15 protein-coding genes are annotated in these 13,090 nt (G+C 59.3%); 11 read left to right on the top strand and 4 right to left on the bottom strand.

Annotated elements, in window-relative coordinates; genetic code table 11:
* Window positions 1-33: 33 nt before the first annotated feature.
* The 3 genes from PMI20_RS27990 (at window position 34) to zapE (ending at window position 3,225) form a co-directional block, all read left to right on the top strand.
* Window positions 34-663 carry an alpha/beta hydrolase gene (locus PMI20_RS27990; RefSeq protein WP_037035259.1) on the top strand — a complete coding sequence of 210 codons (630 nt, stop codon included), beginning with the start codon at window positions 34-36 and terminating at the stop codon, window positions 661-663.
* 24 nt (window positions 664-687) lie between these two features.
* Window positions 688-2,043, top strand: coding sequence for a tryptophan--tRNA ligase (locus PMI20_RS27985; RefSeq protein WP_007928430.1), 1,356 nt, complete (start codon window positions 688-690; stop codon window positions 2,041-2,043).
* Window positions 2,044-2,130: 87 nt separating this feature from the next.
* On the top strand, window positions 2,131-3,225 hold the full coding sequence (gene zapE, locus PMI20_RS27980) for a cell division protein ZapE (protein WP_007928431.1): 1,095 nt from the start codon (window positions 2,131-2,133) through the stop codon (window positions 3,223-3,225).
* A 47-nt stretch (window positions 3,226-3,272) separates the two neighbouring features.
* Here the strand turns inward: zapE and PMI20_RS27975 are convergent, their stop codons facing one another.
* Window positions 3,273-4,172: a GlxA family transcriptional regulator gene (locus tag PMI20_RS27975; RefSeq protein ID WP_177323801.1), complete on the bottom strand. Its 900-nt coding sequence runs from the start codon at window positions 4,170-4,172 to the stop codon at window positions 3,273-3,275.
* 244 nt (window positions 4,173-4,416) lie between these two features.
* Between PMI20_RS27975 and PMI20_RS27970 the strand changes: the two genes are divergently transcribed.
* Window positions 4,417-5,553: an acyl-CoA dehydrogenase family protein gene (locus PMI20_RS27970; protein WP_007928433.1), complete on the top strand. Its 1,137-nt coding sequence runs from the start codon at window positions 4,417-4,419 to the stop codon at window positions 5,551-5,553.
* A 63-nt stretch (window positions 5,554-5,616) separates the two neighbouring features.
* Here PMI20_RS27970 and PMI20_RS27965 read toward each other — a convergent pair whose 3' ends face one another.
* On the bottom strand, window positions 5,617-6,654 hold the full coding sequence (locus PMI20_RS27965; protein WP_007928434.1) for an NADP(H)-dependent aldo-keto reductase: 1,038 nt from the start codon (window positions 6,652-6,654) through the stop codon (window positions 5,617-5,619).
* Window positions 6,655-6,900: 246 nt separating this feature from the next.
* Between PMI20_RS27965 and rplM the strand changes: the two genes are divergently transcribed.
* The 7 genes from rplM (at window position 6,901) to PMI20_RS27930 (ending at window position 11,781) form a co-directional block, all read left to right on the top strand.
* Complete coding sequence (rplM, locus tag PMI20_RS27960) at window positions 6,901-7,329, top strand: 50S ribosomal protein L13 (protein ID WP_007928449.1); 429 nt, start codon at window positions 6,901-6,903, stop codon at window positions 7,327-7,329.
* Window positions 7,330-7,343: 14 nt separating this feature from the next.
* The gene (gene rpsI / locus PMI20_RS27955) at window positions 7,344-7,736 is read left to right on the top strand and encodes a 30S ribosomal protein S9 (RefSeq protein ID WP_003228056.1); all 393 of its coding nucleotides are present in this window, start codon (window positions 7,344-7,346) and stop codon (window positions 7,734-7,736) included.
* Between the two features lie 256 nt (window positions 7,737-7,992).
* Window positions 7,993-8,586, top strand: coding sequence for a ubiquinol-cytochrome c reductase iron-sulfur subunit (petA, locus tag PMI20_RS27950; RefSeq protein WP_007928454.1), 594 nt, complete (start codon window positions 7,993-7,995; stop codon window positions 8,584-8,586).
* Entirely contained in the window at window positions 8,586-9,797 is a 1,212-nt protein-coding gene (locus PMI20_RS27945) for a cytochrome b (RefSeq protein WP_007928456.1), read from the top strand. The genes petA and PMI20_RS27945 overlap by 1 nt, the downstream gene beginning before the upstream one ends.
* Window positions 9,797-10,579: a cytochrome c1 gene (locus tag PMI20_RS27940; protein ID WP_007928459.1), complete on the top strand. Its 783-nt coding sequence runs from the start codon at window positions 9,797-9,799 to the stop codon at window positions 10,577-10,579. The genes PMI20_RS27945 and PMI20_RS27940 overlap by 1 nt, the downstream gene beginning before the upstream one ends.
* A 151-nt stretch (window positions 10,580-10,730) precedes the next feature.
* A complete protein-coding gene (locus PMI20_RS27935; RefSeq protein ID WP_007928460.1) occupies window positions 10,731-11,348 on the top strand; it encodes a glutathione S-transferase N-terminal domain-containing protein in 618 nt (205 codons plus the stop codon).
* A gap of 16 nt (window positions 11,349-11,364) precedes the next feature.
* Entirely contained in the window at window positions 11,365-11,781 is a 417-nt protein-coding gene (locus tag PMI20_RS27930) for a ClpXP protease specificity-enhancing factor (protein ID WP_007928461.1), read from the top strand.
* A 55-nt stretch (window positions 11,782-11,836) separates the two neighbouring features.
* Here the strand turns inward: PMI20_RS27930 and PMI20_RS27925 are convergent, their stop codons facing one another.
* Window positions 11,837-12,415, bottom strand: coding sequence for a BON domain-containing protein (locus PMI20_RS27925; RefSeq protein ID WP_007928462.1), 579 nt, complete (start codon window positions 12,413-12,415; stop codon window positions 11,837-11,839).
* Window positions 12,412-13,005 (bottom strand): phosphoheptose isomerase, encoded by a 594-nt coding sequence (locus tag PMI20_RS27920; RefSeq protein WP_007928463.1) that lies wholly within the window; start codon window positions 13,003-13,005, stop codon window positions 12,412-12,414. Before PMI20_RS27920 ends, PMI20_RS27925 begins: the two co-directional genes overlap by 4 nt.
* Window positions 13,006-13,090 lie beyond the last annotated feature (85 nt).

Here is a 13,090-nt window from a genome sequence, read left to right as displayed (position 1 = left end):
CCGATTCGAGGTCACGGAGTTCCTTCCTTGCTTATGCGTGAAACCCCCGTAGTGATTGCCGGCCCGGTCGGCCAACTGGAAGCCCTGTATCTGGATGTCGCCGACGCCCGTGGCGTGGCGTTGATCTGCCATCCGAACCCGGTGCAGGGCGGCACCATGCTCAACAAGGTGGTCTCGACCCTGCAACGTACCGCGCGTGACGCTGGCCTGATCACCTTGCGTTTCAACTACCGTGGCGTCGGCGCCAGCGAAGGCAGCCATGACATGGGCAGTGGCGAAGTCGACGACGCGCAGGCGGCGGCCGAATGGCTGCGAGCCAGGCACCCGGACTTGCCGATGACCCTGCTCGGCTTCTCCTTCGGCGGCTTCGTCGCCGCCAGCCTCGGCGGGCGCCTGGAGGCCCGCGGCGAGCCGCTCAAGCACCTGTTCATGGTTGCCGCCGCCGTGATGCGTTTGCGCGATAGTGACCTGCTGCCGCAGAACTGCCCGCTGACCCTGATCCAGCCGGAAACCGACGAAGTGGTCGACCCGCAGCTGGTCTACGACTGGTCCGACGCGCTTGAGCGCCCCCATGAGCTGCTGAAAGTGGCAGAATGCGGACACTTTTTTCATGGCAAGCTCACCGATCTCAAGGATCTGGTGCTGCCACGACTCTCGAATTGATTGCAGTCTGATAAGCGATTACCCATGACTACTCGTACGCGCATCCTCACCGGCATCACCACCACCGGCACGCCGCACCTGGGCAACTACGCCGGCGCCATCCGCCCGGCGATCCTCGCCAGCCGCGACAGCAATGCCGACTCGTTCTACTTCCTGGCCGACTATCACGCGCTGATCAAGTGCGATGACCCGCTGCGTATCCAGCGCTCGCGCCTGGAAATCGCCGCGACCTGGCTGGCCGGTGGCCTGGATGTGGAGCGCGTGACTTTCTATCGCCAGTCGGACATCCCGGAAATCCCGGAGCTGACCTGGTTGCTGACCTGCGTGGCGGCCAAGGGCCTGCTCAACCGTGCTCACGCCTACAAGGCTTCGGTGGATAAAAACGTCGAGACCGGCGAAGACCCGGACGCCGGCATCACCATGGGCCTGTACAGCTACCCGGTACTGATGGCCGCGGACATCCTGATGTTCAACGCCCACAAGGTACCGGTCGGTCGCGACCAGATCCAGCACGTGGAAATGGCCCGTGATATCGGCCAGCGCTTCAACCATCTGTTCGGCCAGGGCAAGGAATTCTTCACCATGCCCGAGGCGCTGATCGAGGAAAGCGTTGCCACCTTGCCGGGCCTCGATGGCCGCAAGATGTCCAAGAGCTACGACAACACCATTCCGTTGTTCAGCAGCGCCAAGGACATGAAGGACGCGATCTCGCGCATCGTCACCGACTCCCGTGCTCCAGGCGAAGCCAAGGACCCGGACAACGCTCACCTGTTCACCCTGTTCCAGGCTTTCGCGACGCCGGCCCAGGCTGACGAATTCCGCAGCGAACTGCTGCAGGGCCTGGGTTGGGGCGAGGCGAAGAATCGTCTGTTCCAGCTGCTGGACAACCAGTTGGGCGAGGCGCGTGAGCGTTATCACCAGTTGATCGAGCGTCCTTCGGACCTGGAAGACATCCTCCAGGCCGGCGCCAAGAAAGCCCGCGCCGTGGCCACGCCATTCCTCAACGAGCTGCGCGAGGCCGTGGGCCTGCGTTCGTTCGTCAATCAGGTACAAGTGGCGGCGACCACCAAGAAGAAAGCGGCCAAGGCCGCGCGCTTCGTCAGCTTCCGCGAAGACGACGGCAGCTTCCGCTTCCGTCTGCTGGCCGCCGATGGCGAGCAACTGTTGCTGTCGCGCAACTTCGCCGACGGCAAGACCGCAGGTGCAGTGACCAAGCAACTGCAATCCGGCCAGGCTCTGGATCTGCGCAGTGAAGCGCTGGGTTTCAGCGTGTGGCTGGAAGGCGAGTGCGTGGCCGACAGCCCGGCCTTTGCCGACGCGGCGGCCCGCGATGCGGCGATCGAGGCGCTGCGCGTCGCCCTGGCGCCTGTGCAGGACTAACCGCAATCTCCCGACCAAGGGCTGATTGCCATTCTCAAGGGCCGTCGCTACAGTGACGGCCCGTTTTTGTTGCCTTGCTAACGAATTATGACGCCCCTAGAACGATACCAAGCTGATCTGAAACGCCCGGAGTTCTTCCACGACGCCGCGCAGGAAACCGCCGTGCGTCATTTGCAGCGCCTGTACGACGATCTGATCGCCGCGTCGAACAACAAACCGGGCCTGTTGGGCAAGCTGTTTGGCAAGAAAGACCAGGTGCCGGTCAAGGGTCTGTACTTCTGGGGCGGGGTAGGGCGTGGCAAGACGTATCTGGTCGATACCTTCTTTGAAGCCCTGCCGTTCAAGCAAAAGGTCCGTACTCACTTCCACCGCTTCATGAAGCGTGTGCACGAGGAGATGAAGACCCTGGGCGGCGAGAAGAACCCGCTGACCATCATCGCCAAGCGTTTCGCCGACGAGGCCCGGGTGATCTGCTTCGACGAATTTTTCGTTTCCGACATCACCGACGCGATGATCCTCGGCACGCTGATGGAAGAGCTGTTCAAGAACGGCGTGACCCTGGTGGCTACCTCGAACATCGTGCCGGACGGCCTGTACAAGGACGGCCTGCAACGTGCGCGTTTCCTGCCGGCCATTGCCCTGATCAAGCAGCACACCGAGATCGTCAACGTCGACAGTGGCGTCGACTACCGTCTGCGTCACCTGGAGCAGGCCGAGTTGTTCCACTTCCCGCTGGACGAAGCGGCCCACGAAAGCCTGCGCAAGAGCTTCCGCGCGCTGACGCCGGAATGCACCCAGGCGGTGGAAAACGATGTGCTGATCGTCGAGAACCGCGAAATCCGCGCCCTGCGTACCTGCGATGACGTGGCCTGGTTCGACTTCCGCGAACTGTGCGATGGCCCTCGCAGCCAGAACGACTACATCGAGCTGGGCAAGATCTTCCACGCCGTGCTGGTCAGCGGTGTCGAGCAGATGAGCGTCGCCACCGACGATATCGCCCGTCGCTTCATCAACATGGTCGACGAGTTCTACGACCGTAACGTCAAGCTGATTATTTCCGCTGAAGTCGAGCTCAAGGATCTGTACACCGGCGGCCGCCTGACCTTCGAGTTCCAGCGCACCCTCAGCCGTCTGCTGGAAATGCAGTCCCACGAGTTCCTCTCGCGGGCGCACAAGCCTTAACGGTTTCCGGATAAAAAGAAGGGCCTGCATTGCAGGCCCTTTTTCATTTACGCGGCTTGTTGGTGAAACTGCTGCCGGTACTGGTTCGGTGACAGCTCGGTGTGCTGGCGGAACAGGCGGGCGAAGAAGCTCGCATCGTCATAGCCGACCTCGTAGCTGATGGTCTTGATGCTCTTGCGCGTCCCCGAGAGCAGGCCCTTGGCGGTTTCGATGCGCAGGCGCTGCAGGTAATGCAGGGGTTTGTCGCCGGTGGCGGTCTGGAAGCGGCGCATGAAATTGCGAATGCTCATGCCATGTTCGCGGGCCACGTCCTCGAAGCGGAACTTGTCGGCGAAATGCTCTTCGAGCCAGTGCTGGATCTGCAGGATGATCACGTCCTGGTGCAGCTTCTGGCCGCCAAAGCCGATACGCCCCGGGGAATAGCTGCGCTGCACTTCATAGAGGATGTCGCGGGCCACGGCCTGGGCCACGTTGGCGCCGCAGAAGCGCTCGATCAGATAGATGTACAGGTCACAGGCCGAAGTGGTGCCGCCAGCGCAATACAGGTTGTCGGCGTCGGTCAGGTGCTTGTCCTGATTGAGCTGGACCTTGGGGAAGCGTTCGCTGAAGGCATTGAAGAAACGCCAGTAAGTGGTGGCTTCCTTGCCGTCGAGCAACCCGGCTTCGGCCAGCCAGAACACCCCGGTGGCCTCGCCGCAGAGCACGGCGCCGCGGGCGTGTTGCTGGCGCAGCCAGGGCAGGATCTGTGGATAACGTTGGCAGAGGGTTTCGAAATCGTCCCAGAACGCCGGGAGGATGATCACGTCGGTATCTTCCAGGCCGCCGTCCACCGGCATGATCACGTTGCTGAAACTGCATACCGGTTTGCCGTCGGGGCTGACCAAGCGGGTTTCGAAGGCCGCGGTCAGGCCCTGGCCCAGCTGCTTGCCGTAGCGCAGGCTGGCCAGATGGAAGAAATCCTTGGCTTGCATGAGGGTGGAGGCGAAAACCCGGTCGATCGCCAGGATGCTGACGCGCCGCAAGGGCGTGGAGGTTTGGTTAGACATAATTAAATTGTTCTTATAGGGGAAAGTGGTCACCAGACGGCTGGATCGTCTTATTTTTTGTCGGATGTGTCCAGTGTCCTGTGTCGTACGCGTGGGCTTAGGCTCTGTGGGCCGATCCCGGCTAACAATAACGACAGGTGGCCCCATGATCCCCAGAACCTTGTTCAGCTCCGAGCACGAACTCTTTCGTGACAGCGTACGTACCTTCCTGGAAAAGGAGGCCGTGCCATTCCATGGGCAATGGGAAAAACAGGGCTACATCGACCGCGCCTTGTGGAACAAGGCCGGTGAGGCGGGAATGCTCTGCTCCCATCTCCCCGAGGAGTACGGCGGACTGGGGGCTGACTTTCTCTACAGCGCGGTAGTGATCGAGGAGGTAGGGCGCCTTGGTCTGACCGGTATCGGCTTCTCCCTGCATTCCGATATCGTCGCGCCTTACATCCTGCATTACGGCAGCGAGGAGCTTAAGCACAAGTACTTGCCGAAACTGGTGTCCGGCGAGATGGTCACGGCCATCGCCATGACCGAGCCGGGCGCCGGCTCCGACCTGCAGGGGGTCAAGACCACTGCGGTGCTGGACGGCGACGACTATGTGATCAACGGTTCCAAGACCTTTATCACCAACGGCTACCTGGCCGATCTGGTGATTGTCGTGGCCAAGACCGATCCGAAGGCCGGCGCCAAGGGCACCAGCCTGTTCCTGGTGGAGGCTGATACGCCCGGCTTTTCCAAGGGCAAACGCCTGGAAAAGGTCGGTATGAAGGCTCAGGACACTTCCGAACTGTTCTTCCAGGACGTCCGCGTGCCCAAGGAAAACCTGCTGGGGCAGGCCGGAATGGGCTTTGCCTACCTGATGCAGGAGTTGCCGCAGGAGCGTTTGACGGTGGCAGTAGGCGGTCTGGCGTCAGCCGAGGCGGCATTGCAGTGGACCCTGGAGTACACCCGCGAGCGCAAGGCTTTCGGCAAATCGATCGCCGACTTCCAGAACACCCGCTTCAAATTGGCGGAAATGGCCACTGAGATCCAGATCGGCCGGGTCTTCGTCGACCGCTGTCTGGAATTGCATCTGCAAGGCAAGCTCGATGTACCGACCGCCGCCATGGCCAAGTACTGGGGCACGGACCTGCAATGCAAGGTGCTCGACGAATGCGTGCAGTTGCACGGCGGTTACGGCTTCATGTGGGAGTACCCGGTGGCCCGGGCCTGGGCGGATGCGCGGGTGCAGCGGATCTATGCCGGGACCAACGAGATCATGAAGGAAATCATTGCGCGTTCCCTGTAGCGCGTTGTCTCCCGCGTAGAGGCGAGCTTGGCGGGCCAGCTCGCTTCTATTCGGGAGGGCAGGTTACGGCGCCGGGTTCGGGTGGTCCTTGTGGATCGCCTCGATGCCGGCCAGCACCTCATTCGACAGCTTCAGCTCGAGACTGGCGATATTGCTGTCCAGTTGTTCTAGGGTGGTCGCACCAATAATGTTGCTGGTGACGAACGGTTGCTGAGTGACGAATGCCAGGGCCATTTGCGCCGGGTCCAGGCCATGCTCGCGGGCCAGGGCGACATAGCGGCTGCAGGCCGCTTCCGATTGCGGGTTGAAGTAGCGGCTGAAGCGGCTGTACAGGCTCAGGCGGCCTTTGGCCGGGCGCGCGCCGCCTTCGTATTTGCCGGAGAGGAAGCCGAACGCCAGTGGCGAATAGGCCAGCAATCCACATTGTTCGCGAATGGCGATTTCCGCCAGGCCCACTTCAAAGCTGCGGTTGAGCAGGTTGTAGGGGTTCTGGATCGATACCGCCCGTGGCCAGCCGCGGCTCTCGGCGAGGGCCAGGAACTTCATGGTGCCCCAGGGCGTTTCGTTGGACAGGCCAATGTGGCGGATCTTGCCGGCCTTGACTTGCTCATCCAGGGCTTTGAGGGTTTCCTCCAGCGGGGTGAAGTCTTCTTCCTTGTGCTTGTAGCCCAGTTGGCCGAAGAAGTTGGTGCTGCGCTCTGGCCAGTGCAACTGGTAGAGGTCGATCCAGTCGGTCTGCAGGCGCTTGAGGCTGGCATCCACGGCTTGGACTATGTGCTTGCGGTTGTGTTTGAGCTGGTTGTCGCGGATGTAGTCGATGGTGTTGCCGGGGCCGGCGATCTTGCTGGCGAGGATCCAGTCGGCGCGATCGCCGCGAGCCTTGAACCAGTTGCCGATGTAGCGCTCGGTGGTGGCATAGGTTTCGGCCTTTGGCGGCACCGGGTACATCTCCGCGGTGTCGATGAAATTGATCCCGGCAGCCTTGGCCCGTTCGATCTGGGCGAAGGCCTCGGACTCGTTGTTTTGCTCGCCCCAGGTCATGGTTCCCAGGCAGATTGCACTCACGTTCAGGTCGGTCCGGCCTAGCTGGCGATAGTCCATCGGGTGCTCCTTCGGCAAAACAATCATAAAAGCAGGTTGAATTTTTTTTCGCAATCTGCATAATTCCGCAGCTCTTTCTGCAGTGGAAGTGATGCGCCGCCTGCCGAAGAATCTTGCCGTATAACGGACGCGCTGACCCGAGCCCCCGATAGCGTCTGTATCCGGCTGCCTTTGACTTGTCAAAGTACGCACTATTCAGTAAGATCCGCCGTCTAATTTACAGGGCGGCCCCTGAGGCTATAAAGAATGAAAACTTTTACTGCTAAACCGGAAACAGTTAAGCGCGACTGGTTTGTCGTCGACGCTGCTGGTCAGACCCTGGGTCGTCTGGCCACCGAAATCGCGAGCCGTCTGCGTGGCAAGCACAAGCCTGAGTACACCCCTCACGTCGACACCGGTGACTACATCGTCGTGATCAACGCTGAGCAAGTACGTGTTACTGGCGCTAAAACCACTGACAAAATGTACTACTCCCACTCCGGTTTCCCGGGCGGCATCAAGTCGATCAACTTTGAAAAGCTGATCGCCAAGGCCCCTGAGCGCGTGATCGAGACCGCGGTAAAAGGCATGCTGCCTAAGAACCCGCTGGGTCGCGACATGTACCGTAAGCTGAAAGTCTATGCGGGCGCTGCACACCCTCATACTGCTCAGCAGCCCCAAGAACTGAAGATTTAACGGAATAGTTCATTATGTCGGCGACTCAAAATTACGGCACTGGCCGTCGCAAGACTGCAACCGCACGCGTTTTCCTGCGTCCGGGCACTGGCAACATCTCCATCAACAACCGCTCCCTGGATAACTTCTTCGGCCGCGAAACTGCCCGCATGGTAGTTCGTCAGCCGCTGGAACTGACCGAGACCGTCGAGAAGTTCGACATCTACGTCACCGTTATCGGCGGTGGTGTGAGTGGCCAAGCTGGCGCAATCCGCCACGGCATCACTCGCGCTCTGATGGATTACGACGAAACTCTGCGCAGCGCTCTGCGTAAAGCCGGTTTCGTAACCCGTGACGCACGTGAAGTTGAACGTAAGAAAGTTGGTCTGCGTAAAGCGCGTAAGCGTCCGCAGTACTCGAAGCGTTAATTCGCTTTCGCGTTCAAAAAACGCCCAGTCTCCTTGCGGAGCTGGGCGTTTTTTTATGGGCGATTATTTTGCGCTGTGACAACTTGCCACATCTGCAGAGCCCCTATACTACAGGGCTTGGGGCCGGGCCAAGTTGGTAATTACCTTGTCAGAGTAGGGGCTTTTCATTACCATTCGGCAAAATTTTTATAAGTTCAGATTTTTACTTAGTAGATGCCTGATTTAACAGGCCACAAAGCTGATGGGAGAGGACTGAATGAGCAATGACGGCGTGAATGCAGGCCGGCGTCGCTTCCTTGTAGCAGCCACATCCGTGGTGGGTGCTGCAGGAGCGGTGGGGGCTGCGGTCCCGTTCGTGGGGTCATGGTTTCCCAGTGCCAAGGCGAAAGCCGCAGGGGCACCGGTGAAAGTGAATATCAGCAAGATCGACCCAGGTCAGCAGATGATTGCTGAGTGGCGTGGTCAGCCGGTATTCATCGTCCGCCGTACACAGGAAATCCTGGGGAATCTCAAAAAGATCGAGGGTCAACTTTCCGACCCCGACTCCAAGAACTCTGTCCAACCAACCTACGTCGACCCGGAAGTGCGTTCGATCAAGCCAGAGATTCTGCTGCTGATCGGTATCTGCACCCACCTGGGTTGCTCACCGACTTTCCGCCCTGAAGTGGCGCCTGCGGATCTGGGCAAGGATTGGGTAGGTGGCTATTTCTGCCCTTGCCACGGTTCCCACTACGATCTGGCTGGCCGCGTCTACAAGTCGCAACCTGCGCCTTTGAACCTGCCAGTACCCCCGCATTCCTATGAGTCGGACGACCTTATTGTCATCGGCGTCGATACGGAGAAAGCGTGATGAGTAAGTTCATGGATTGGGTTGATGCGCGCTTCCCCGCGACCAAAATGTGGGAAGACCATCTCAGCAAGTATTACGCCCCGAAGAACTTCAACTTCTTCTACTTCTTTGGTTCCCTGGCTCTGTTGGTTCTGGTTAACCAGATCGTCACCGGTGTCTGGCTGACCATGAGCTACACCCCGTCGGCGGAAGAAGCTTTCGCTTCCGTCGAATACATCATGCGCGATGTCGAGTACGGCTCGATCCTGCGTCTGTTGCACTCCACTGGCGCCTCGGCGTTCTTCATCGTGGTTTATCTGCACATGTTCCGTGGCCTGCTCTACGGTTCCTACCAGAAGCCGCGTGAGCTGGTGTGGCTGTTCGGCATGCTGATCTACCTGGCGCTGATGGCCGAAGCCTTCATGGGCTACCTGCTGCCTTGGGGGCAAATGTCCTACTGGGGTGCCCAGGTGATCATCTCGCTGTTTGGTGCGATCCCGGTCATCGGTAACGACCTGACCCAGTGGATTCGTGGTGACTACCTGATTTCCGGTATTACCCTGAACCGCTTCTTCGCCTTGCACGTAGTGGCCCTGCCAATCGTGATTCTCGGTCTGGTAGTGCTGCACATCCTGGCGCTGCACGAAGTGGGTTCGAACAACCCGGATGGTGTGGACATCAAGAAGCACAAAGACGAAAACGGCGTACCGCTGGATGGCATCGCTTTCCACCCGTACTACACCGTGAAAGACATCGTCGGCGTGGTGGTGTTCCTGTTCATCTTCTGCTCGATCGTGTTCTTCTTCCCGGAAATGGGTGGTTATTTCCTCGAGAAGCCGAACTTCGAACAGGCCAACCCGTTCAAGACGCCTGAGCATATTGCCCCGGTTTGGTACTTCACCCCGTTCTACGCGATTCTGCGCGCTGTTCCAGACAAGCTGCTGGGTGTGATTGCGATGGGTGCGGCGATCGCCGTGTTGTTCGTGCTGCCATGGCTCGATCGCAGCCCGGTCAAATCCATGCGCTACAAGGGTTGGCTGAGCAAGATCTGGCTGGTGGTGTTCTGCATCTCGTTCGTGATCCTGGGGATCCTCGGCGTTCTGGCACCGACGCCGGGTCGCACGCTGCTGTCGCAGGTATGTACCTTCCTGTACTTCGCCTACTTCATTCTGATGCCGTTCTATACCAGGCTCGAGAAGACCAAACCGGTTCCGGAAAGGGTGACTGGCTGATGAAAAAGCTATTTGCTGTACTGATTCTTGCTGCTATGCCTGTACTGTCCTTCGCGGCCGAACACGGTGGTCCCGAGCTGGAAAAAGTCGACATCGACGTCTCCGACAAGGCCGCCATGCAGGATGGCGCACGGACATTCGCCAACTACTGCATGGGCTGCCACAGCGCCAAGTTCCAACGCTATGAGCGCGTTGCCGACGATCTGGGGATTCCTCACGATCTGATGATGAGCAAGCTGGTGTTCACCGGTGCGAAAATCGGCGATCACATGAGCATCGGCATGCAGCCGGCTGACGCCAAGACCTGGTTCGGTGCGGCTCCGCCCGACCTGACCCTGGTGGCTCGTGTGCGTGGTACCGACTGGCTCTATGGCTACCTGCGCTCCTTCTACGAAGATCCTGCGCGTCCATGGGGCGTGAACAACAAGGTCTTCCCGAACGTGGGTATGCCTAACGTCCTGGTCGGCCTGCAGGGTCGCCAGGTTGTTGGCTGCAAGCAGGTGCAGATCGTCGAAGACGGCAAGAAGCAATACGATCCGCTGACTGGTACCGCTTTGACCCATGAAGCCTGCGACCAACTGACCGTGCTGCCAAAAACCGGCACGCTCAACGAAGAGCAGTTCGACGAGAAGGTCAAGAACCTGGTGACCTTCCTGGCCTACTCGGCCAACCCGGTCAAGCTGGAGCATCAACGTATCGGCACCTATGTGTTACTGTATCTGGCCTTCTTCTTCGTGTTCGCCTATCTGCTCAAGCGCGAATACTGGAAAGACGTTCATTGATAAAGCTGTAATTCATTGCTGTTAATCGTGCGCGCCCAAGGGCGTCTCTGAAGGTGTAACGAGTCTGGATCATCCAGGCGTTACGGGAGGCGCCCTCTGGGCGCGCTCGTTTTTCTGCTTCCGATAATTTCAACAAGCGAGGAGGACCGCCATGGGCGTGACCAATCGGTTGGCCTGTTACTCCGACCCCGCCGACCACTATTCCCACCGGGTACGTATCGTGCTCGCAGAGAAGGGTGTCAGCGCCGAGATCATCAGTGTGGAGGCGGGGCGTCAGCCGCCGAAGCTGATCGAAGTGAACCCTTACGGCAGTCTGCCCACCCTGGTCGATCGTGACCTGGCGTTGTGGGAGTCGACCGTGGTGATGGAATATCTGGATGAGCGTTACCCGCACCCGCCACTACTGCCGGTTTACCCAGTGGCGCGTGCCAACAGCCGTCTGCTGATTCATCGGATCCAGCGTGACTGGTGTGGGCTGGTGGATCTGATCCTGGATTCCCGGACCAAGGAAGCCGCTCGGGCTCAGGCTCGCAAAGAGCTGCGCGAGAGCCTGACCGGCGTTTCGCCGCTGTTCGCGGAGAAGCCGTTTTTCCTCAGTGAGGAACAAAGTCTGGTGGATTGCTGCCTATTACCAATACTCTGGAGATTACCGATTCTGGGTATTGAATTGCCACGGCAAGCCAAGCCGTTGCTTGATTACATGGAGCGCCAGTTCGCCCGTGAGACGTTCCAGGCAAGTCTGTCTGGCGTCGAACGCGACATGCGCTAAGGCTTAAGGAGCCGCTATGAACTCCAGTCGACCTTATCTGGTCCGCGCGCTCTACGAGTGGATTGTGGACAACGATTGCACCCCGCATATGCTGGTCAATTCCGAATACCCGGCGGTGCAGGTGCCTCAGGGTTTCGCCAGTGACGGACAGATCGTCCTGAATATTTCGCCGAGTGCCGTGCGCCATTTGCACATGGATAACGAGGTGGTGACTTTCGAGGGGCGCTTCGGTGGCGTCCCGCATAGCTTGTACGTCCCTGTGCCGGCGATCCTGGGCATTTACGCCCGGGAGAATGGTCAGGGTATGGTGTTCGATCTGGAGTCGCCCGTGGATGACGAGGACGATGAAATCGAGCCGGATGATGATATTCCACCACCGGATAACGAGCCGCCGCGTCCAAGCGGTCGACCGAGTCTGAAGGTCGTGAAGTAATAAAAAAGGCGATCCATCCGGATCGCCTTTTTTGTGCTCGTACCTTTCGCCTGCATCAGTCGATGTATTCGAACAGTTTGACGATTTTCTGCACGCCGGAAACGCCCTGTACCAGATTGGTCGCCTGGGTGGCTTCCTGTTGAGTCAGCAGGCCCAGCAGGTAGACGATGCCGTTTTCCGTCACGACCTTGATGCGCGAGCCTGGAATGCTGGCATCGGTCAGCATCTGGGTCTTGATCTTGGTGGTCAGCCAGGCATCGTTCTGCCGGGCCAGCAGGGAAGAGGGCGGCAGAACCTGCAGTTCGTTGTGGACTTTCTTCACCCGTTGCACGGCGCTGGCGGCCTGCTCGGCGAGTGTCTTGAGGTCGGCGCGCGGGGTCTGGCCAGCCAGCAGGACGATGCCGTTGAAGCTGGTCACCACGATGTGCGAATTGTGGTCCAGGTCCGGACTGGCCTTGGCGACGTTCACTTCGACTTTGGTCTGGATCAGTGAGTCATCGATCTTGCTGCCGAAGGTGCGGGTGCCGCGGTCATCTTCGATCGGGCTTTCGCGGGTGGCGGTAATCACCGAGCTGCAACCGCTGATGCTCAAGGCTAGGGTCAGGGCCAGTAGGCCAAGGCGATTAGGGGTCATTCTTCACTCCCGAACAGTTGGCTGTCGATCAAGTCGCAGAGGCAGTGGATCGCCAGCAGGTGGACTTCCTGGATACGTGCAGTGACATTGGCCGGTACGCGAATCTCGACATCTTCCGGCAATAGCAGGGACGCCATGCCGCCGCCATCGCGACCGGTCAATGCTACGACAATCATTTCGCGATCATGTGCGGCCTGGATCGCTTGAATAATATTCGCCGAGTTGCCGCTGGTGGAGATCGCCAGCAGGACATCGCCAGGCTGGCCCAGGGCGCGAATCTGCTTGGAAAAGACTTCGTTGTAGCTGTAGTCGTTGGCGATCGAGGTAATCGTCGAGCTGTCGGTGGTCAGCGCAATGGCTGGCAGGCTCGGGCGCTCGCGCTCGAAACGGTTGAGCAGTTCGGAGGAGAAGTGCTGGGCATCGCCGGCCGAGCCACCATTGCCGCAGGAAAGCATTTTTCCTTCGTTGAGCAGGGCGTTGACCATGACCTGGCTAGCTTGCTCGATGTGCGGTGCAAGTACGTCCATCGCCTGCTGCTTGGTGTCGATACTGGCCTGAAAAAGCTGGCGAATTCGGGATTGCATGTCCATCTGTGTGACCTTAAGTGGCGCGGCTTTCTGGCACATGAATGTGCTGCCCGCAAAGCAAAGAGCAAAAATGTTGAGTGAAAATGTC

Source organism: Pseudomonas sp. GM17 (assembly GCF_000282175.2).
GTDB classification, from domain to species: domain Bacteria; phylum Pseudomonadota; class Gammaproteobacteria; order Pseudomonadales; family Pseudomonadaceae; genus Aquipseudomonas; species Aquipseudomonas chlororaphis.
The sequence above is the reverse complement of the archived record's forward strand: the minus strand, read 5'-3'. Positions and strand labels throughout refer to the sequence as shown.

Excerpts from the sequence above, each read along its gene's own strand:
- PMI20_RS27925 (WP_007928462.1), bottom strand. The coding sequence starts at position 12,415 with ATGACCCCTAATCGCCTTGGCCTACTGGCCCTGACCCTAGCCTTGAGC.
- PMI20_RS27945 (WP_007928456.1), top strand. The coding sequence starts at position 8,586 with ATGAGTAAGTTCATGGATTGGGTTGATGCGCGCTTCCCCGCGACCAAA.
- petA (WP_007928454.1), top strand. The coding sequence starts at position 7,993 with ATGAGCAATGACGGCGTGAATGCAGGCCGGCGTCGCTTCCTTGTAGCA.
- PMI20_RS27990 (WP_037035259.1), top strand. The coding sequence starts at position 34 with ATGCGTGAAACCCCCGTAGTGATTGCCGGCCCGGTCGGCCAACTGGAA.
- PMI20_RS27985 (WP_007928430.1), top strand. The coding sequence starts at position 688 with ATGACTACTCGTACGCGCATCCTCACCGGCATCACCACCACCGGCACG.
- PMI20_RS27930 (WP_007928461.1), top strand. The coding sequence starts at position 11,365 with ATGAACTCCAGTCGACCTTATCTGGTCCGCGCGCTCTACGAGTGGATT.
- PMI20_RS27920 (WP_007928463.1), bottom strand. The coding sequence starts at position 13,005 with ATGGACATGCAATCCCGAATTCGCCAGCTTTTTCAGGCCAGTATCGAC.
- rpsI (WP_003228056.1), top strand. The coding sequence starts at position 7,344 with ATGTCGGCGACTCAAAATTACGGCACTGGCCGTCGCAAGACTGCAACC.
- rplM (WP_007928449.1), top strand. The coding sequence starts at position 6,901 with ATGAAAACTTTTACTGCTAAACCGGAAACAGTTAAGCGCGACTGGTTT.
- PMI20_RS27970 (WP_007928433.1), top strand. The coding sequence starts at position 4,417 with ATGATCCCCAGAACCTTGTTCAGCTCCGAGCACGAACTCTTTCGTGAC.
- PMI20_RS27965 (WP_007928434.1), bottom strand. The coding sequence starts at position 6,654 with ATGGACTATCGCCAGCTAGGCCGGACCGACCTGAACGTGAGTGCAATC.
- PMI20_RS27935 (WP_007928460.1), top strand. The coding sequence starts at position 10,731 with ATGGGCGTGACCAATCGGTTGGCCTGTTACTCCGACCCCGCCGACCAC.
- PMI20_RS27940 (WP_007928459.1), top strand. The coding sequence starts at position 9,797 with ATGAAAAAGCTATTTGCTGTACTGATTCTTGCTGCTATGCCTGTACTG.
- zapE (WP_007928431.1), top strand. The coding sequence starts at position 2,131 with ATGACGCCCCTAGAACGATACCAAGCTGATCTGAAACGCCCGGAGTTC.